The 20,228-nt window shown below is 43.7% G+C and carries 19 protein-coding genes, 1 other RNA gene and 1 riboswitch; of the genes, 3 read left to right on the plus strand and 17 right to left on the minus strand.

Annotated features, from left to right (window positions below):
* Positions 1-6 precede the first annotated feature (6 nt).
* The 11 genes from dynA to kdgR all read right to left on the minus strand — a co-directional run bounded on the left by dynA (position 7) and on the right by kdgR (position 13,107).
* On the minus strand, positions 7-3,588 hold the full coding sequence (dynA, locus tag MHB62_RS10805; protein WP_032722024.1) for a dynamin GTPase: 3,582 nt from the start codon (positions 3,586-3,588) through the stop codon (positions 7-9).
* A gap of 175 nt (positions 3,589-3,763) precedes the next feature.
* Entirely contained in the window at positions 3,764-3,853 is a 90-nt protein-coding gene (gene fbpC, locus MHB62_RS10810) for a Fur-regulated basic protein FbpC (RefSeq protein ID WP_100069434.1), read from the minus strand.
* Positions 3,854-3,923: 70 nt separating this feature from the next.
* Entirely contained in the window at positions 3,924-4,430 is a 507-nt protein-coding gene (gene bpsB, locus MHB62_RS10815; RefSeq protein ID WP_004398552.1) for an alkylpyrone methyltransferase, read from the minus strand.
* Positions 4,431-4,433: 3 nt separating this feature from the next.
* The gene (bpsA, locus tag MHB62_RS10820; RefSeq protein WP_029726798.1) at positions 4,434-5,531 is read right to left on the minus strand and encodes a type III polyketide synthase BpsA; all 1,098 of its coding nucleotides are present in this window, start codon (positions 5,529-5,531) and stop codon (positions 4,434-4,436) included.
* A gap of 72 nt (positions 5,532-5,603) precedes the next feature.
* A complete protein-coding gene (gene pbuX / locus MHB62_RS10825; protein ID WP_015714141.1) occupies positions 5,604-6,920 on the minus strand; it encodes a xanthine permease PbuX in 1,317 nt (438 codons plus the stop codon).
* On the minus strand, positions 6,917-7,501 hold the full coding sequence (xpt, locus tag MHB62_RS10830; protein WP_015714142.1) for a xanthine phosphoribosyltransferase: 585 nt from the start codon (positions 7,499-7,501) through the stop codon (positions 6,917-6,919). The genes pbuX and xpt overlap by 4 nt, the downstream gene beginning before the upstream one ends.
* A 90-nt stretch (positions 7,502-7,591) precedes the next feature.
* Positions 7,592-7,691: riboswitch (purine riboswitch) on the minus strand.
* A 141-nt stretch (positions 7,692-7,832) separates the two neighbouring features.
* Positions 7,833-9,338, minus strand: coding sequence for a carboxypeptidase (ypwA, locus tag MHB62_RS10835; RefSeq protein ID WP_029726796.1), 1,506 nt, complete (start codon positions 9,336-9,338; stop codon positions 7,833-7,835).
* Between the two features lie 111 nt (positions 9,339-9,449).
* Positions 9,450-10,442, minus strand: coding sequence for a 2-keto-3-deoxygluconate transporter (gene kdgT / locus MHB62_RS10840; RefSeq protein WP_015714144.1), 993 nt, complete (start codon positions 10,440-10,442; stop codon positions 9,450-9,452).
* Positions 10,443-10,486: 44 nt separating this feature from the next.
* Positions 10,487-11,077 (minus strand): bifunctional 4-hydroxy-2-oxoglutarate aldolase/2-dehydro-3-deoxy-phosphogluconate aldolase, encoded by a 591-nt coding sequence (eda, locus tag MHB62_RS10845; protein WP_029726795.1) that lies wholly within the window; start codon positions 11,075-11,077, stop codon positions 10,487-10,489.
* A gap of 1 nt (position 11,078) precedes the next feature.
* Complete coding sequence (gene kdgK, locus MHB62_RS10850; RefSeq protein ID WP_015251846.1) at positions 11,079-12,053, minus strand: 2-dehydro-3-deoxygluconokinase; 975 nt, start codon at positions 12,051-12,053, stop codon at positions 11,079-11,081.
* 37 nt (positions 12,054-12,090) lie between these two features.
* Positions 12,091-13,107 carry a pectin utilization transcriptional regulator KdgR gene (gene kdgR / locus MHB62_RS10855; RefSeq protein WP_029726794.1) on the minus strand — a complete coding sequence of 339 codons (1,017 nt, stop codon included), beginning with the start codon at positions 13,105-13,107 and terminating at the stop codon, positions 12,091-12,093.
* Between the two features lie 220 nt (positions 13,108-13,327).
* Here kdgR and kduI point away from each other — a divergent pair, with 220 nt between their 5' ends.
* Both kduI and kduD read left to right on the plus strand, forming a co-directional pair.
* Positions 13,328-14,155 (plus strand): 5-dehydro-4-deoxy-D-glucuronate isomerase, encoded by an 828-nt coding sequence (kduI, locus tag MHB62_RS10860; RefSeq protein ID WP_029726793.1) that lies wholly within the window; start codon positions 13,328-13,330, stop codon positions 14,153-14,155.
* A 1-nt stretch (position 14,156) separates the two neighbouring features.
* Entirely contained in the window at positions 14,157-14,921 is a 765-nt protein-coding gene (gene kduD / locus MHB62_RS10865; RefSeq protein WP_029726792.1) for a 2-dehydro-3-deoxy-D-gluconate 5-dehydrogenase KduD, read from the plus strand.
* Positions 14,922-14,961: 40 nt separating this feature from the next.
* On the opposite strand, the gene MHB62_RS10870 is transcribed toward kduD, so the two are convergent.
* Positions 14,962-16,887 (minus strand): ATP-dependent DNA helicase, encoded by a 1,926-nt coding sequence (locus MHB62_RS10870; protein WP_032722026.1) that lies wholly within the window; start codon positions 16,885-16,887, stop codon positions 14,962-14,964.
* 102 nt (positions 16,888-16,989) lie between these two features.
* On the minus strand, positions 16,990-17,181 hold the full coding sequence (locus MHB62_RS10875) for a hypothetical protein (RefSeq protein WP_003246090.1): 192 nt from the start codon (positions 17,179-17,181) through the stop codon (positions 16,990-16,992).
* Positions 17,182-17,344: 163 nt separating this feature from the next.
* Here MHB62_RS10875 and MHB62_RS10880 point away from each other — a divergent pair, with 163 nt between their 5' ends.
* On the plus strand, positions 17,345-17,497 hold the full coding sequence (locus MHB62_RS10880) for a YpzG family protein (RefSeq protein WP_010327933.1): 153 nt from the start codon (positions 17,345-17,347) through the stop codon (positions 17,495-17,497).
* 52 nt (positions 17,498-17,549) lie between these two features.
* Here the strand turns inward: MHB62_RS10880 and MHB62_RS10885 are convergent, their stop codons facing one another.
* The 4 genes from MHB62_RS10885 to MHB62_RS10900 all read right to left on the minus strand — a co-directional run bounded on the left by MHB62_RS10885 (position 17,550) and on the right by MHB62_RS10900 (position 20,172).
* Complete coding sequence (locus MHB62_RS10885; protein ID WP_009967571.1) at positions 17,550-18,707, minus strand: class I SAM-dependent RNA methyltransferase; 1,158 nt, start codon at positions 18,705-18,707, stop codon at positions 17,550-17,552.
* A gap of 100 nt (positions 18,708-18,807) precedes the next feature.
* Positions 18,808-19,189, minus strand: an RNA gene (gene rnpB / locus MHB62_RS10890) — RNase P RNA component class B.
* Positions 19,190-19,254: 65 nt separating this feature from the next.
* Complete coding sequence (gene gpsB / locus MHB62_RS10895) at positions 19,255-19,551, minus strand: cell division regulator GpsB (protein WP_003225629.1); 297 nt, start codon at positions 19,549-19,551, stop codon at positions 19,255-19,257.
* A 75-nt stretch (positions 19,552-19,626) separates the two neighbouring features.
* The gene (locus MHB62_RS10900) at positions 19,627-20,172 is read right to left on the minus strand and encodes a DUF1273 domain-containing protein (RefSeq protein ID WP_032722380.1); all 546 of its coding nucleotides are present in this window, start codon (positions 20,170-20,172) and stop codon (positions 19,627-19,629) included.
* Positions 20,173-20,228: the final 56 nt, after the last annotated feature.

Here is a 20,228-nt window from a genome sequence, read left to right on the forward strand (position 1 = left end):
TGAATTTTACATTTTTATTGTATTGTCTGAATTTTTCCAGGAGATGCACGCCTGATACGCCATTTCAATCTCTTTCGCATGTTCCCCTTCCGCATATCCTCTTAAATATGTCTCTTTTTGATCCGTTATTTGCGCGATTGCTTTTTCACCCATATCTTCCTGTAAGCGTCTGAGGTGAGCAGTGTAATGAGATATCAGGCTTTCTTCTTCATTTTTTATCCATGCCTCTGTGATTTTCGTAAGTTTCATCCGTACAGCTTCGATAAAGGTCGCTTTTCCTTTCTGCTCAAAAAACTGCTTCGGTGATTTGATCTCTTTTAGTTCCTGCTCAAAAGCACGTTCTTCTATTTCCGGTTCAACTTCCTTCAACTGTATGCCGTTCGAATGCTGATCACCCGCATAAACGGAAAAATAACCGTCCTCGTTTAATGTTTTTTGAAAATGATCCAGCCATTCTTCATTGATATGCCGTTCGATGAAACCGCTCATGCGAACATCAAGCGTTTTGATTTCCTGAATATATTCAAATAGATATTCATGTAAGGCTGTTGTCATCGCTTTACTGACGTTCTTTTTCCAATCCCCGTTTTGCAGCCCGGGATGAAATGCCGATTTTAATAAATCATTTGCAAAATATGATAATCGCTGTGCAATGTGATATAGCTGCTCTCTTGTATCTTTTTTTACTTTTTCAATGATGGTTTTTGAGTTCCGCCGTTTCTCGATATCGGCCGCTGTCCGCTCAAATGACAGCATAAGGCACTGTTTCTGCGCTTCCTTCTCTTCTCGGGACTGATGCTGGGATTGGTGAAGCTGAAAAACAGTTTCGCATAGTTTGTCTGCCTCCGAACTGAGCTGCGCTGCTGACGCTTTTTTTACATCCACTTCGATAAACCGGTCTAAGTGTTTTCTTACTTTCGAGAACTGATTATAAAATGACTCCGGTTTTCCCACCAGTTCCTCCTTACTTGATACGGTAAAGAGCTGCGGCTCATAAACCCCTTCTTTTACAAGCTCTGCGCTGACATAATCGGTCACTGTTTCGAGCTCTGTTTTATCTTTTGCAAGGTCTGCAGCATTAATAATAAAAAACATTTTATCCATGCTGAGCGATTCTTTCACAAGTCCAAGCTTTCGCAAAAATGAACGGTCTCCTTTTGAAAAAGAGTGCTGATAATAAGTCATATAAAAAAATGCATCAGCATCTTTGATATATTGGAATGCCAGTTCTGTATGCCGTTTATTCATGCTGCTCGCGCCGGGTGTATCAACGATCGTAATCCCTTTTTCAGTGAGCGGGCATGTATAGTAGACCGTTACCTCTTTCACAGCACAGGCCGTTGTTTCCTCTGCTACATACGGCTTTAATTCAGAGAGCGGAATCGTTAATTTCTTCTGTTCCTGTATATACTGCTGATACTTCTCGTATGCAAGCAGGAAATTGCTGATCAATTTCACGTGTTCTTCCTGCAGCCTGTTTTTTTTGACTGCCTTTTCCCACTTCTCTGTGAAGGAACGGCCTGCCGGCTCCTTTGGTATTCCGGTGAGCTGCAAAATTTCAGCCGTTAAGTCATCCTCTGTCTTAAACACTACATTCGCTGTTTTGTTTAAGTTGCCATTGATTGGCTTTGTGATCTTGTTAATTGTCGCTGTGGTTGGCGTTGGTGAGGATGGCAGCACTCTTTCGCCGACAAGCGCATTGGCAAATGATGATTTCCCCGAGCTAAAGCCTCCAAAAAGAGCGAGTGTAAATTTCCGTTCCTCAAGCCTTTTCACCCTTTCACGAAACGCTGAAGTTTGCTTTAACAACATGCTGCATTCGCCTAAAATGTCAGACAAAGTGTAAAAGCGTTTGATTTGGTCTTGAAGCGGCATTTCTTGTTCCATTTTGATTTCTGATTTCGGCATCGGCTGCGCCGTCAGCTGGCTTCGGCCTTGTTTCTGCTCTGGAGCCGCCACTCTTGTTTTCTTCGATTTAAACCATTCTGTGTCTATATGCATTGGGCATGCGGACTCTTCTTCCCAAATGGCCCACAGGCGATCGGTTTTCTCTCGGGCATTATTCTCTAAACGTGCCTGTTCTTGAAGAAAGACAAGTTTTTCTGATTCTTGGACGAGCCGGTCGTTAATTGTTTGCACATCTTTGGAAACACGCTCTTTCACCATAGCGGAGAGCACCTTTATGATGTCTGCGGCTTCTCTTTTCGCCTCTTTCCGGATGAGCTCTGCCAAGTCTTTTGTATATTGCAATACATATTCAGAGGAAAAGGCTGCACCATGCTTGACCGCGTGTTCAATGATGCTTATATCAAGCGGTGTGCGATAGGCCTGAATCAGCTTTTCACTTTCAGCGGTATAGACATCAAATACCTTGGCGAGTTTATGAAGCGTGTCTATCATATGCCAATCCGCTTCGGCCTCTGTTCGTTTTGCCACATCAGAGAAAAAAGCATTCCGCCTTTTATCTCTTTCCTGTGCAGTTTTCGCTTTAGAAAAGAAAAAGCCGGTTTTAAAGGAAGGCTCTTGTGATTCTAAAAATGCAGCCGCCAATTCACGCATTTCAAAAGGCGTCAGGTTGGCGTTTTTTAAAATACGATTGATTTCTTCCTGCATCCTCTTCTCTGCCTCAGTCATTTGTTTTTCGGCCTCATCCAATTGATCACGCAGCGATTGGACCAGTCCAGTATGGATATTAAGCTGTTCAGCGAAACTCGGAGCGCCTGCTTCGTCTTTCTTCAGCATTTCCGTATGTTCCTTTAGCAGATTACGGACTTTTTGTTCGGTTAAAGCCTGCATATTGCTTTTTGATTGCTGTTCTATTCTGCTTAACTCTTCTCTCAGGGCCCCCATCTGATTGAACGGGTGATCCGGTTCTGTTACTGATGTAAAATAGAGCGCTTCCCTTGAAATCCCTTCATTGCAAAGCATCTCCTCTACCTGCGCTTGATAGTCTCCAAATTTCGTCTCCGTCTCATCATAGCGGTCAATTTGATTGACGATAAAATACACATTCGGAATGCTTTCTTTTATTGATCTGAGAAACTTTACATTTTCCTCAGAGTGCACGTGATTATAGTGAACGACGTAAAACAGCGCATCCGCTTGGTGAAGAATAGAAGCAGCCGATAGAAAATGAGCATCATCTGTTGAATCTATCCCTGGAGTATCAATATACGCAACCCCGGAATCGATCTCAGTATACCTGTCAAAAATTTCGACGCTTTCAATCTGTTCCCCGTCTTTACAATATTGCTGCACCTTGTCTTTCTGGTAAGTCCCTTCCAGCTCAGCACACGCTCCGTCTGTTGTATGAAGCCGAACTCGCTTTTCCCCGTTTCTGATCACAACAAGGTTAGCGCTTGTCGGAATCGGGCTTGTCGGCAAAATATTCTCCATTAACAGGCAGTTCAGCAGTGACGATTTCCCCGCTGAATAATGCCCGGTAAACGCGATATAAACCTCTTCATCAGCCGCTTTTTTCATGACCGCAGCCAGTTTAGCAGCCCTTTGTTCATCTTGATTCTCAATAAATTGCTTATAAAGTTCCCCGGTTTTATGCAAAAGCTCTTTTCTGTTTTGATCTGTCATAAGTCTAAACCCCTTTGTGCCGTTTCAATTGTGAACCTTTTTCGAAAGATCTGAATTCATTCCCTTTTCATTTTACACAAGAATAAACCAAATTTCTTTAGGAGAATAGAAAAAAGCCGCCATTACGGCAGCTTCTATAAAAGAAAATCTGCAACTTTTACAAGTTCCAGATTCATCAAACAGATTTATTAGAGATTCCTTTTAATACAAAACCAATTAATACACTATATGTACAAACCGCTCCAAGCAAAAACAGCATAGTCATTTGCTTCACCATCCTGATTGAGAATCTTTTTCAAATTCATTTTAACATGGTTGAGAATGATTTTCAATCGCTATTTTACGCTGTATTCCTGTAATGCTTTGTCTTCTGCGCGAATTCTGACGCTTAACAACACGGCATTGAAAATGGAAAACAGACACATGGTGACGTATGCTTGATAAAGCAGCGGAATCAGCAAAATTTCAAGTATAACAACGGCATAGTTTGGATGTTTCATCCATTTATATGGACCTTTTTTTACAAGCTCTACACCTGGAACAACAAGGATTTTCGTATTCCAATATGCCCCTAAGGAACAAAGCGCCCAATACCGTACGATCTGTACGCTTAAAATCACTGCAGCGATACCGAGCCACCAGCTGGACGGCTGTTTATTCATCAGCAGCACCTCGGCAATTAAGGACAGGAAAAAAAGGATATGCATCGTAATGATATACGGATAGTGGCTCTCGCCAAATTCAATTGCTCCTTGCTTCTTTACCTTTTGTTCGTTTTGCCTGGCCACTGCCATTTCTGCTGCTCTTTGAACAATGAGAATGGCGATCAACAACCAAAACATGAGTCAGGCCTCCTTTTCCCAGCTGAATAATAGCAACTCTGATGAGAAACCCGGCCCTAATGCGCCAATCATTCCTCGTTCAGCTTCCTTTTTATGTCCGTTCTGCAGATGGTCTTTGATCACATACAAGATTGTAGCTGAAGACATATTTCCGTGCTTTTGCAAAATGCTTTGCGCAGATGAAAGCTTTTCTGACGACAGCCCGAGACTTTTGATGTATGCATCGATCACTTTTTTTCCGCCTGGATGCGCCAAAAAAACACTGATATCATGGAATGACAGCTTATGTTTGTCCAAAAAAATCTGTACATTTGTTTTGAGCCATTTTTCCACCAAGGTCGGAATGTCTCGTGAGAAAATGACTTTGAATCCTTGATCGGTAAAGTCCCAGCCCATGACATCTTCTGATTGTTTCATCAAAACAGATTGGGCGTCCATTATCTTCGGCGCAAGCTTCAGCTTTGACATCCTGCGGTCCGCCTTCTCTCCGCATAATAAAGCTGCGGCAATGCCGTCACCAAAAAGCGAGGTGCCAATCAGATTGCTTTTCGTTTTATCTTCCGGCTGGAATGTCAGGCTGCACAGCTCGGCAGCAATGACAAGCACAAAAGCCTCAGGATACGCTTTGCAGTATTCGGCTGCACGCGCAAGTCCGCTGGCTCCTCCTGCACAGCCAAGCCCCCAAATCGGAATCCGCTTCGTATATGGAGAAAACGGAAGTTCATTCATAAGCCGCGCCTCGATACTCGGTGTGGAAAGACCTGTACTGGAGACGAAAAAAACAGCTTCCACTTTCTCATAAGGAATGGCTTCTTGAAAAAATTCCGGATGAGAGAGGCACTCACGAACAGCCGCTCTGCTGTGTTTCAGTGTTTCTTCTATGTATATTTGATTTTTTTCTTCAAAGCTGTGCCCCTCTTTATACCATTCAATCGGCTTAACAAACTGTCTCGAATAGATTTGCCCGTTTTTAAAGGAGGATAACAGCCGGTCAATATCCTTAAAAGAATGCTGAAACATATAGCGGGCGAACTCGGCCGCTTTCTCTTGGTTTACATTATACGCAGGAAGACTTGTTCCAATGGATAAAATAAACGCCATGCGATCACCTCTTTGCATACATTGTGCCGCAACAATCTTTTTTATATGCAAAAAAACTCCGCCGCGGCGGAGTTAGACTGCTGTTTTTTGTTCAGCGAGGTCAGCTTCTTGTTCTGTTTTTTTAGCTTTAGAAAAAACGTTATATACAATATTTAAGACGACTGCAGTAAAGCTGCCCGCCACAATGCCATTCGTTGTAAGCAGCGTTAAGGCACTCGGAAGCTGTTTGAAAATATCCGGCACAACGGTCACACCGAGCCCCAATCCCACTGAGCAGGCAACAATCAGCAGATTTTCCTGTTTCGCAAAATCAATGCGGCTGAGCATTTTAATTCCGTAAGCGATCACCATTCCAAACATCGCCACCATTGCACCGCCCAAAACAGCGGATGGAATAATGGTCGTAAAAGCAGCGATCTTTGGAAACAGCCCAAATGCCATTAGTATCACACCTGTGACCACAATGACGGCATTTTTTTTGATCCCTGTGAGCTGAACAAGCCCGACATTTTGAGAGAATGCCGTATAAGGAAAAGCGTTAAAAATACCGCCCAGAAGCACAGCCAGTCCTTCAGCTCGATAGCCTTTAGACAAATCTTTCTCTGTCAAACGGCGGTTTGTCAGGTCACCTAAAGCAAAGTAAACACCAGTTGACTCCACAAGGCTGACAATTGCAACGATGGACATCGTAATGATAGGCGCTGCATGAAAAGACGGCGCGCCGAAGTAAAATGGCTGAATCATTTGAACAACTGCCGCATCCGAAACATTATCAAATTGAACTTTCCCCATAAAATAAGCGATGAAGGTGCCAATCAAAATACCGATCAAAATCGAGACGGACTTGATAAAGCCTTTTGTAAAACGGTACAGAAGCACAATGATACTCAACACGGTAAAAGCAAGAGCAAGGTTGGAGAGATCTCCGAAATCTGCACTTCCTTCTCCGCCGGCCATGTTATTCATGGCAACCGGCATCAATGTAATACCGATAATCGTAACAACAGAGCCTGTCACGACCGGCGGAAAAAACGATACGAGCTTTCCAAAGAAAAATGAAATAAAAATGACAAGAATGCCTGAAGCGATAATGCTGCCGTAAACTGTTGAAACCCCATATTCAGATCCAATCGCAATCATTGGCGATACAGCTGTAAAGGTACATCCAAGCACTACCGGAAGCCCGATCCCAAAAAATCGGTTGCTCCACACTTGCAGAAGGGTAGCCACACCGCACATAAAAATATCAATCGATACTAAGTAAGTCAGCTGCTCGACAGTCAGTCCCATTGCTTTTCCAACAATCAGAGGAACAACAATAGCGCCGGCATACATGGCAAGAACATGCTGAATCCCTAAAGACAGCGTTTTGCCGAATCCATTTCTCATGAATGAACCTCCTGTACGAAGGACACTTTCCCTTCTTCTAAAGACTGAATTCTTGCCAAAGATTCCACTCGGTAGCCCAGTTTCACAAGTTCATCTCTTCCCGGCTGAAATGACTTTTCAATAACAATGCCAATTCCCGCAATAGAAGCTCCCGCTTGCTTCACAATCGACACAAGCCCGTGCGCTGCCTGTCCATTTGCCAAAAAATCATCGATAATCAGCACATGATCCTGATCCGACAGGTGGGTCCCAGACACTGCGATTTGGCTTTCTGTTTGTTTCGTAAAGGAATAAACAGACGCTGTCAGCAAATTGTCGGTGAGTGTTAACGATTTATGCTTTCTCGCGAAGACAACTGGCACACCCAGCTTCAAGCCCGTCATTACAGCGGGAGCGATACCTGATGATTCGATTGTCACAATTTTGGTAATACCGTCTTTTGCAAACCTGGACGCAAATTCGTCACCAACTCTCTGCATAAGCAGCGGATCAATTTGGTGATTCAAAAAAGAATCCACTTTCAATACCTGATCAGATAATACGACGCCTTCTTCCTCTATTTTCCGTTTCAGTGCTTCCATCTTGTCTTACCTCCGTTATGAGAATAAAAAAAGCATTGCCCGCTCAAATAAAGAGCAAGCAATGCTGATATCACAAAAAACCGTACACGTGCGGTTCCATTGCTCACCCATAGTCGGACATTTACGGTGCCCGGTAGAAACTTGCGTGCCATATCCACGCGATTATATGAGTGTTCCTATTATATTGTAATAAATTATATCAAGATTCTAATCTCTTGCATAGGCTGAAAATAAAAATTCCCGAACTTTATTTTTGTTTTTTTAGATATCATTCGTATTTCAAGGGGATTCGATATAAAAGAGCCTGACGACCGCGCCGCCAGGCTTTTGATTATGACAGATAGAGATTTGAATATTTGTTTGATAAATAATCAATTAAATAGCGAACATTCAGCTCTTCTCCTGTTGCATCTTTAATAATGTCTAACGGCTTTTTCCGTTTTCCGTGAATGTGCACCTTTTCCGTCAGCCATTGCTTTATCGGATGGAACTCTCCTCTTTCCAAGAGAGCGTCAAATTCAGGGAGATCCTCAAGCATTTTTTGTTTCAGCTGAGCCGCATACATGTAGCCGAGCGCATAGGATGGGAAGTAGCCGAAATCTCCACCTGCCCAATGGACGTCCTGTAAAATCCCCTCTGCGTCGGTCTGCGGTGTAATCCCTAAATAATCCTGGTATTTTTGATTCCAAAGCGACGGCAGATCTTCCACAGACACTTCATTGCTGAAAATCGCTTTTTCAATTTCATAACGGATGATGATATGAAGAGGATACGTTAATTCATCCGCTTCGACCCTGATAAATGAAGGTTTTGATTCATTGATTGCCCGGACAAAATCATCCAGGGAGATGTCCTTGAACTGTTCAGGTGATGCTTCTTGAATCTTCTGATAGTACGGTGTCCAAAAATGCTTGTTGCGGCCGATAAAATTCTCGTAAAATAATGATTGCGATTCATGAATTCCCATTGATGCGCCGTCTGACAAATTCGTGCCACTGAGTGCTTCATCAATATTTTGCTCGTATATCGCGTGCCCGCACTCATGAATGGTGCCAAAGATCGCCGTCCGGAAATCTTTTTCATCATATCTCGTCGTGACCCGAACGTCTCCCCGATTCAGCGTAGTTGCAAACGGATGAACGGTTTCATCAAGTCTTCCGCCATCAAAATCGTAGCCAAGCTCCTGTAAAAAATACAGACTGAGCTCTTTTTGCTTTTCTTTCGGGAACGCTTTTGTAAGAAAGCTTGTATCTGGTTTATTTCCGGAAGCTGTCACCTGTTTAACAAGAGGGATAATCGCTTCCTTCAGCTCAGCAAACAGCTGATCAAGCACCTTTACCGTGACGCCGGGCTCAAACAAATCAAGCAATGCATCATAAGGATGCTCTTGATATCCCCAATACGTAATAAAACGTTTATTGAATTCAATCAGCTGTTCTAAATAAGGAGAAAACAAGCTGAAATCAGATTTTCCTTTCGCTTCCTCCCACGCTGTTTCTGCCTTTGAACAGAGAATCACGTATTCTTTGTATTCAGCCTCAGGGATTTTCTTATTCTCTTCATACTCTTTTTTCGCCAGTTCCACTGCTTTTTTCGTATCTTCCGACAAGTCATCAAATCGTTCATACAGGACATCGATAAGCTCCTTCATTCGATCTGATGTTTGGATATTGAATATATCTGTTGAAAGCTGGCCGATACTTTCGGCACGATCCTCTGAGCCGTTTTTCGGCGCGCCTGTTCTGGAGTCCCAGTGCATTAACGCAACTGCTTCGCTGTAATGTGAGATTCTTTTTAAAAGATCAAAAAATTCTTTTTCATATGTATGTATCTCCATATCCATTCCCTCCCTATTCTAGCCGTTCCATTACAGGCTAATGGAAGGGGGTATGAAAGTCAAATTGTTTGTATAAAAGGCTGCCGGTATGTTTTGTGGCAGCCTTTTTATTCAGTTGATCGTCATTTGATTTTTTGGCGGAGGTGTTCTCCGCTTTTTCTGCTTGATTTTTTTATCTACCCACACTGTTGCCAGCGGGGTTAAGAGCGAGGTGACAATAACGCTTGTCGCGATAATTGCAGTTGCCGACTCAGCAACTGGCGCAAATGAGGCATTCGCTTCCGCTAATGCATATGGCACGGCTACAGCCGCCCCTGCCGTAGAAGAAGCGGCCACTCCCGCGACACCATCTCCCCGCGCAATAAAACGATCAAGCAAAAACAAAGAACTGCCCGATAAAATGACGACAGAAACTCCGATAAAAATGCCGAGCAGCCCTGATTGGATCAGCATTCCAAAATTCAAGGTATTGCCGAGCGAAAAGGCGAAAAATGGAATGATCGCCGGCACAACCTTGCTGAATAAGTCTCTGAGATCATGATCCAGATTTCCAAGTATACATCCAAGTAAAAACGGGATGACTGTCGCTGCCAGCGTTTCCCATGGGAATGCGGCAAGTCCCGTCACACCAAACGTCACCATGGTCATAAAAGGACCAGATTCTGTACTGATAAAGGCGAAAGCGCCCGCATCCTCTTTTCTTCCCATGTGATTCATGAGCGCCAAATACAGTCCGCCGTTCGTTTCATTCATTACCGCGACAATTGCTAAAACAGAAAGGCCTGCAAAAAAGCCGGATTGTATGCCTTCGTCAGGTATAAATTGCGCTGCAATCACGCCGAGCAGCGCCGCAAATCCGATCTTCCCCAATAATAACGTGATTCCTTTTCTTGCGATATAGCCTGAAGAACGAAAATCAATCGTTGCTCCTACGCAAAAGATAAAAACACCCAGTATCGGCAGCGTTCCGGTAATCAAAGCACCCGTAAACCCTCCAAAGAACTCCGCTGTTCCAGGCGCAAACGTGTTGAGCGCCGCTCCAAGAAATAGCGGAATAATCATCATTCCGCCAGGTACCCGTTCAATTGTCGCCTTGATTTTCATATTGTGGATTCTCCCATCCTCCGGTTATGAAAAAACAATTCCACTTACACTTGGAAAACAGCCTGCAAATCCTCTTTTGAACAGCTGCCCAACTGGCTGCCGACTCCGACGGCGCCAGCTCCGGCTCTAAGCCAATCAGGCACTTCAGACGGATGTATCCCGCCTGTCGGAATAAAGGTCACCTGCGGGAAAGGACCCGCTAAATTTTTCATAAACGGAATGCCAAACACACCGCTTGGGAACAGCTTTAATGTCGTGAACCCGAATGTCAACGCTTCCATAATTTCGCTCGGAGTCAAGACGCCGGGGATATAATGTGTCTTTACAAAAGATAGATGTTCAGCAAGATCAGCTGAAAAACCCGGACTGACAATAAACTGCGCGCCAGCCTCAGCAGCTTCCCCAGCTTGCTGCGCGCTGATGACCGTGCCCGCGCCAATTAAAATATCTTCCCTATTACGGAAGGATTCGATAATATCTGATGCCCCGGGGGTCGTATACGTCACTTCAACTGCACGAATCCCTTTATCTAATAAACTCTCAATCTGCTGACAGGCCTCCTGCTTATCCTTTGAACGAATGACTGCAATCAGCTTTGCTTCTTTCAGACGGTTTTCAACGACTTTGGACTCCATATTAATAATCCCCTTTCTTTTGGTGAACCGTTCTTTGAGCAGATAAAAAAGAAGCTAATTTCTCCCTGGTCGGCAAACCGTCCATATCCCCCGGTGCCTGCACTTGCAAAGCGCCAATCGCATTTCCCCTTTGCACCGCATCCTTGTACGACAAACCGTCTAGGATACCGCTGATTACACCGACTGCAAATCCGTCTCCGGCGCCGACCGTATCAACCACCCGGTCGACCCGGCAGCCTTCTAGAAATCCTTCACTTGTCCCCGTTTTAAAGTAAGCGCCTTCTTTTCCAAGTTTAATAGCAACAAAGCTGGCACCTTTTTTCAAATAATAGTCGGCAATGCCTTCAGGTGTTTTTTCTCCGGTCAATAGCTCTCCCTCTGCGATACCCGGGAAAAACCAGTCTGCAAGCCCAGCCAGATCATTGATTGTGTGTACCATTGTTGCTTGATCAGGCCAAAGCGAAGGTCTTACATTAGGGTCGAATGAAATGGTCTTCCCTGCGTTTCTCATGTCGTTCATGACATGATACGTGAAGTCTTTCATCTCGGCTGACAAGGCAGGCGGAATGCCTGTCACATGCAAATGGCCTGCGCATTGAAAATAATCTCTCGGATATTCAGCTGAAGTTAATGTGCTTGCAGCTGAGTTTTTCCTATAGTAGGTAACTTGCGGGTCGCCTTCTTTCACTTTTGACTTCAGCAGCAGCCCGGTGGGATTTTCGTCCTGCGAGCGGATCACGCGGGACACATCCACTCCCTCTTTTTTAAGCTCTTGTAAAATAAACGTTCCGAGCTGATCATTGCCGACCTTGCTCATCCATCCCATTCGAAATCCGAGTCTGGCAAGGCCGCAGGCGACATTGCTTTCTGCTCCGGCAAGCCCTTTAGAAAAAGTGGATACTTCATGAAGGCCTCCATACTCATTTGCATAAAACATGGCCATTGATTCCCCGAATGTCACCGCATCAAGCTTCATCTCTTCCCAACCTCCTCTTAGTTGAGGGCACCTAGGATTAAAGTGACTTTCTCATGATGACTTTTGCCTCTAATTCAATGGTTTGAGGCGCTCCTTTGTCACCTTCAATCCTTTTTAATACACGTTCCATCGCCGTCCTGCCCATATCATGTGACGGCTGGGCGATCGTTGTAATACCTGGACCGATCAGTTTATACCATTCCGTATCATCGAATCCTGCAATCCCTATATCTTGAGGGATGCGCAGGCCAAGCTCTTCCATACAGCTGATGATTTTCAGCATAATCAAGCCATTCAAAGCCAGAATCGCTTTTTTTTGCTCCGGCATTTCCTTGTGAAAAGAACGAAGCGCCGCCTTAAGCTGCTCCTTGTCCTTTACGTCAATTTCATGCAATCTGACCCCGTTCACATTATGAACCGAAGCCATTTCCTGATACACAGCTGCTCTTTCTGCACGAGGGCTGATAGAGGAAATCGGTTCGGTAAACAGCGCGACATCAGTATACCCTTTGCTGTACACCTTCTGAAGAATCTCTTTTGTGATCCATCTGTTGTCAGTCGTTACGGTATCCAGTTTCAGATCCGGCAGTTTCCGGTCAATTAAGATTGTTGGAATTTGCTGTTCAGCAAAAGCGCGGAGTACATCCTTGTTTTCCCCTGTTGCGTTTAAAATCAAGCCCTCAACCGAATGGGCTTCTAGCTTTAAGAGCATTTCCCGCTCTTTTTCAGGACTGTTATCTGTGTTGCACACCATAATGCTGTAACCATATTGATCACAAACCTCTTCGACTCCCCTGAAAGCAGCGACCGAAAAAGGATTTGTAATGTCAGCTACAACAAATCCGATTAACTTGCTTTTTTTTATTTTCAAACCTTGTGCCATTTTACTCGGCCGATAATTCAATTCTGCGATTGCCTTTTTAATGTTTTTCACTTTTTCAGGAGAAATCGCGTCAATTTTTCCGTTAATATAGCGGGAAACTGTCGATTTCGAAACTCCTGCACATTCAGCTACATCTTTGATGGTTGTATGGCCTGTTGTTTTCTTTTTCATTCAAGTGCTCCTGTATCTCATATATTTGAAACCGATTTCAAAACCGTTACAACAAAAGAATACCATAATTTTAAAATTTGGAAAGAGTTTTTTTAATAATGTGTCAATTCATTATTTTCCGTTGACTCTTTTCACTATTTATCCTAAAATTTTCTTTGAAACCGTTACCAAAATATTTTCATTCAAGTGATGCTGAAATCCTAACCAAGGGGGAAATATAATGGAAAATCGTTATTCTGTACATCCTGAACAAGTAAAACGCTTTACAACAGAGGAGCTTCGCAGTCATTTCTTAATGGATCCTTTATTTACAGAAAACAAACTTTCGATGTATTACTCACATGAAGACCGGGTTGTCATCGGCGGAGCGGCTCCAGGGCAAAGTGAACTGAAGCTTGATGCAGGTGATTTTCTAAAAACAGACTTCTTTTTGGAACGGCGTGAAATCGGGATTATTAATGTCAGCCAGCCTGGTGCCGTTAGAGTCGGCGATGATGAATATGTGCTTCAAACAAAGGATTTTCTCTATATCGGAATGGGTAATCAGGATGTATCATTTTCAAGCCTGAACGGTGAAAAAGCGAAGTTTTACTTCGTCTCCGCTTGCGCCCACAAAAGCTATCCAACACAAAAAGCCGCCCTAGCTGAACTGACACCGGACCGCCTTGGTGATGATGCAGCGTCTAATGTCAGAAGTCTGTACAAAGTTATTCATCAGGATGGCATTAAAAGCTGTCAGCTGATGATGGGAATAACGATGTTAGATCAAAACAACAACTGGAATACCATGCCAGCACACGTTCATGACCGTCGGATGGAGGCTTATCTTTATCTGGATCTTGAAAAGGATTCAAAGGTATTTCATTTCATGGGCCAGCCGGACGAAACACGCCATCTTGTTGTTGGAAATGAGCAGGCTGTCCTTTCTCCCGCCTGGTCTATTCATTCTGGCGCAGGAACATCAAACTATAGCTTTGTGTGGGCGATGGCTGGAGAAAATTACACATTTACGGACATGGATCTCGTTCCGATGGATGGGCTGAAATAAGATGGGTTATCTACATGACGCCTTTTCATTAGAAGGAAAAACAGCGCTGGTGACAGGCCCTGGAACAGGGATCGGTCAAGGAATTGCCAAAGCCCTAGCCGGGGCTGGCGCTGATATTATCGGCACATCACATAAAAGCAGCCTGTCTGAAACACAGCAGCTTGTGGAACAGGAAGGCCGGATATTTACATCTTTTACATTGGACATGAGCAAGCCGGAAGCGATAAAGGATTCTGCAGCTGAGCTGTTTGAAAACAGGCAGATCCACATCCTTGTCAATAATGCCGGCATTATTCATCGGGAAAAAGCGGAAGATTTTTCAGAAGAGAACTGGCAGCACGTACTGAATGTCAATCTAAACAGCCTGTTTATTCTGACACAGCTTGCTGGCAGGCACATGCTGAAAAGAGGTCATGGAAAGATTATTAATATTGCCTCTCTCCTGTCTTTTCAAGGCGGCATCCTCGTTCCGGCTTACACCGCGAGCAAACACGCTGTTGCCGGTTTGACAAAATCATTTGCAAATGAGTGGGCAGCGTCAGGTATTCAGGTCAACGCAATCGCCCCAGGCTATATTTCTACTGCGAATACAAAGCCTATTCGGGATGACGAAAAGCGAAATGAGGACATTTTAAAGAGAATTCCTGCCGGCCGCTGGGGCCAAGCGGATGATATCGGGGGGACTGCAGTCTTTTTGGCATCACGTGCTTCAGATTATGTAAATGGACATATTTTAGCAGTTGATGGCGGCTGGCTATCCCGCTGACAAATAAAAAAGCTGACGAACGATCGTCAGCTTTTTTCCATTACATCATGTGCGGTTCAACAGGCAAGACCTTTTTGACCTCATCAATGATGCGTTCATTTTCTCCGCCAGCGTAAATGTGAATCGAGCCGCTGTCTTGATTCGAGCGAATCAGGCGCCCGATGCCCTGCCGTACACGTAACAACATATATGGCAGATCAACTTCTTCGAACGGATCTTTTTTCGCTCCGTTGCGCTTCGCTGTAAATACAGGATCGTGTGGCGGGAACGGTAATGACCAAATGGTAACATTCTTCAATGCGTCACCGGGAATGTCGAGTCCTTCCCATAAGTGAACTGAACAAAGTACTGTTTCTTCTTCCTCTTGGAATTTCTCTACTAAGCTGCTGATTTCCTCATCACCTTCAAAGAAAATTGGATACGGCAGTTCCCATGCCGCCGACAGCTCTTTAAACTCGTTTAATTCTTCAAAAGAAGGGAAAAGCACCAGCGTTCTTCCTTTGTAACGTTTGATTGTTTCAATCGTTTCAGCCGTTTTTTGTTCAGCGGCCATATCTGTTTTTGCGTATAGATTAATACTCATTTGCTCGTCATAATCATAAGGGGAATCAACAGTTAATGACAAATAATCATGAATCCCAAGACTGTCGGCAATATAATCAAACGAACCGCCTTCTGACAGCGTAGCAGAAGAGAAGATATAAGGAATTTTCTTAGAAAACACTTTTTCGCCAAGTACTTCTGCTACCGTTCTCGGCATCACGACAAAGGTTGATTCTGCTTCCTTTTTCTCCAGCCAGCTGATCGCATCCTTTTGATATAGAGATAATGAATACGCCATTTGTTCAACATATTCTTCCACTACTGACAGCTCGTATTTATCAATCGTATACATTTCAGACTCAAATACAAGTGCCTCACCGATTTTATCAAGTAAACGGCAAAGCTCGTCCGCCGCCTTTTTGACACGATGGTCATTTTTTATTTCTAAACGGTGTGAACCGGCTACTTCCTTTGATTCTTCAGAAAGAACATAGAAAAATTCGTCGTTTGCGAGAAGCGCATCTTCAATCAATTCTGCAAACTCTTCTCTGATGTCATTTTGCAGCAATCGTTCTAAAAACAATTCAAGAGTAGACTGCTTCACTCTATAGGTTAGCGCTTTTTGCGCAGCAAACTCTAACAAATGCCCCTCATCAAATACAACTGCACTATGATCAGGCAAGAGCGGCAGCTGGCCCTCTCGTTTGCGTGATTCTTCCGTCCACACATGCTCCATATAAAAATCATGGGAACATATGATTAAGTCCGTTGACTTGCGGTAGTAATCTCTGGAAAGTGTCAGACCGCATCTGTGTCTCATATCACAAGTCAGACAGTCCTGAAACGAGTCGTAGCTTACGTCAGACCACTCTTCATTCGATAGATTTGCGTACTGCTTACGGTCGCCATACGGATAAAAGCGCTGCATCGCCTGTGACTCGTGGACAAATGACGGTAACGACTCATAAAGATCCAGCCATTTATCATCATCAGAACGCTGCATTGTTTTTTCAAGCTTCTTCAAGCATAAATATTGCTCATGTGATTTTGACAGCCTTGTATCAATTTTCAGATCAAGATGCTCAGCCAGCTTAGAAATATCGCCCTCTTTTTTCACTAGCTGTTCAATTAATGTTTCATCTGCACAAGCGATGATGGCGGGTTTGCCGACATACCTTGCATAGCTGATTGCAAAAAGAAGATATACCAGCGTTTTCCCCGTTCCCACTCCAGCTTCGGCGAACATGACTTTTTTCTCTTTAAACGCCCGCTCCAGCTGAAAAGCCATAAATACTTGCTCGTCCCGAAGATCAAACCCTTTTTCGGGAAGGATATCGTAAAACACGTCACCAATCCAATTGTTCAATTCTTCATAAAAATTCTTTGTTTTCGTTAAAGAAAAAGGCAAACGTGATGTTGTCACCTAGTTCCAACCCCCAACTATTCGACATTCAGACCACCAATAATATCATTTTCCGCTGATGAATACAATAAAAAAACTTGGCAATGCCAAGTTTTTTGCAGTTTACTTACGATTGATCACATGCGACGATAAAAAAGGATGGTCTGTTGAATAAATATGTTCTACCGCTTTTTCTAAATCAGTTTGCGCATGCGAAATCACAGACGGAGACGAATCAGTCCCGAGCTCCTTCAGCTCGTTTGCTGTTGCGTCAAGCGCCCTTTGAATAAGATTAAAATGTTCGCTGTTCAGCATGAGATCACCTCTGATGGAAATAATCATCATTGTATGCGAACTTTTCATTTTATATACATGCTTTACCGCATGTTATCACCGAAACATGCACAAACTACACTTGATATTCCGTCTCCGGATTATCCGTCTTATCAACAATATTCTATCAGGGAGTGATGTTGACATGAGTTATAGAAACCGATTAGATCAGCATTCTGAACTGTTTCATCACAATTGGACGCGGCCTAAACGTTCTAAGTCTCAAGTAAACGGTCACACTGAAATGTCCCAAACCAACATTATATTGAGAAGCAACGCGAAAGCTCACCGTTGGTAACGATAGAATAGGGCTGAAAGATGAAAGAAGACGCATGCAGAGCGTCTTCTTTTTATGCGTTTTCTGTTTTCTTGCGCTGCGGTCTTACTTTTGACCAGTATTGATAATAATCCGTTTTAATAAACCCGTTAAAGAGTTTTCGTTTCTTCGTTGCTTTTCTGCCATATGCTTCCTCAAAGTTTTCATTTGATGTCAGCATATACACAGACCAAGTATCAAGCGGCTCGAACGCCTGCCCCATTTCTTTGTACATCTGTTCAACGGCTTTTTTCTCGCCGAGACGCTCTCCATATGGCGGGTTGCCGACAATTACGCCAAACTCCAGATTTGTGGTAAAGTCTTTGACCTGCATCTGTTTGAACTGGATTAGATCTCCCAATCCTGCTTCCTCTGCATTTTCTTTTGCGATTTGAACCATGCGGTGGTCTATGTCGCTAGCGAAAATTGTAAGCGGCTGATCATAATTTGCCTTTTCTTCGACTTCAAGCCGCGCTTTGTTCCACAGATCTTTACCGATCCATTCCCAATCCTCTGAAACAAAATCGCGATTGAATCCCGGGGCGATGTTTTGGCCGATTAGCGCCGCTTCTATCGCGATTGTTCCGGAGCCGCAGAAAGGATCAACAAACGGGCGGTCTGGCGTCCAATTGGTTAATTGCACCAAAGCGGCAGCAAGTGTTTCTTTAATCGGCGCACCGCCCTGATCGACACGGTATCCTCGTTTGTGAAGGCCTGTCCCTGATGAGTCCAGTGTAATCAAAGCCTGATCTTTCAATAAAGAAATTTCGACTTTATACTCGGCACCTGTTTCTTCAATCCAATCATTGGCTTTGCCGGACTGCAGCTTGAGCTTTTCGACAATTGCTTTTTTGACGATCCGCTGACAGTCGGGAACGCTTGCAAGTGTTGATTTTACCGATTTTCCGATGACAGGGAATTTCCCGTTTTCAGGTATAAATGAGCGCCAGTTAATCGCTTTCGTTTTTTCAAACAGTTCATCAAATGTTTTCGCTTTAAAAGAAGCAACCTGAACCTTTATGCGGTCGGCTGTTCTAAGCCAAAGGTTCGCACGGCAGATGGCAAGTGCATCACCTTCAAAAATAACTTTCCCGTTATCAACCTTGCATTCGTATCCTAAATCTCGTACTTCCTTTGCGACAACAGCTTCAATGCCCATCGGCGCCGTTGCAATTAGTGTATACTTCTTCATCGTATCACCCTGTCTTTTAAAACTTTTCTCTTTTCAAGATAAAAGCTCTCCTTATACGGGAGAGCTTGTTTTCATCATTTTAAATGTAAGTGGTCTAACGTTCTGTAAGCCATGTTTTGTTCCATCGTACTGCAAACGGCTCATCACCTCGTACTCAGGCGGCAATCATCTATCTACAGAAAGCATTCTGTCCTTCTCTCCGTTGAATTCCGTTAAGAAGGTTCCCCTACCAAAATTTGGGTTTCTCGCTCGAGGGGTTTACCGCGTTCCACTCTCACCATTTCTAGTGAGACTTCGTCACTGTGGCACTTTCAAGGATACTCAGCCATATCCGAAGGACGTAGGCTTTTTTCCTGCCGTCAGCCTCTAAAGACTGCCCTAGCTTATGACTTCGCTAGGCACGAACACTACGGGCATCTCAGCACCGTGCGAGCATGGACTTTCCTCTACAGATTCAAGATCTGCAGCGATTACCCGAACGTTAAGAACATGAATTATTATATAACAACTGATTACAATTTACAAGCGCCATTTTTTTCAAGCGTGATCAATCATAAAGCTTGCTGCCAAAAACGTGTTTTTCTAAGTTAGACAGCCGTTTTAAAATATCAAAGTTTGTTGTGTTAGATTGCACAGGCTGTTTTTTGCTGGCTTCTTCAAGCTGTTTTTTCAGCTGCAGATTTTCCTGCTGCAGTTCTTCAATTTCTTGATGGAAGGTTTCATAATCCTTAATAATCATATCTAAAAATTTGTCAACGTCTTCTTGCTTGTAGCCTCTAACGCCTGTTTTAAATTCTTTTTCCAAAATTTCTTTCGCAGAAAGCTTTACTTTATCAGCAAGCATCTTTTTCACCTCGTATCGTGAATCATCACATATATTTTTTCAGAAATCTGTACGGTTGTCAAATTTCTCTTATTGCTATGAGTAGCTGTCTTCCTCTACTGTCACTCTCAAGTCATCCATTGTAATAAAGTAGATGGGATAGCCATTCTGTTCGCGCCTTTTTTCCGCTGTCCCAAGCATATACTTAGGGGAGCCTTCCTTTTCCGGGTCATATAAAAGCAGAAGCCCGTCGGACTTATCAATGAAGAACTGATTTTTTTGTTTGAATTGAAGCGGGCTTTCATAAGGACGGTGAGTTAGGCTTGCTTCATAGTCTGCCTGAGCCAGAACTGCTTCATACTGTTCCTTATTCGGTTCTTTCCAGTTCTTTTCCTGCTCGTAAAATGGTGTGATGACAGCTACCTTTAAGTCAGGGTATTCCTCCTGCAAATCATATGCAACTTCTGCCGCCCACAGCTCAACTCCAAGCTGGCCCGAAATTAAAATCCATTCTAATCCTTCATCCAAAAAAGCAATCAGCCGGTTCTTGATGGCTTTTTTTATGTAATACAGCGCCTTGTCATCCTGCTTAAATATCCCCAGTTCAAACGGTTTATAGCCCGTTATTGCCAATACTTTCATCATTTCACCTGCTTTAAAAAATGGGGCTCCCGTGGGCCCCATTTGTTGTGCTACAT

It is taken from the genome of Bacillus sp. FSL K6-0255, assembly GCF_045040725.1.
GTDB lineage: Bacteria > Bacillota > Bacilli > Bacillales > Bacillaceae > Bacillus > Bacillus subtilis.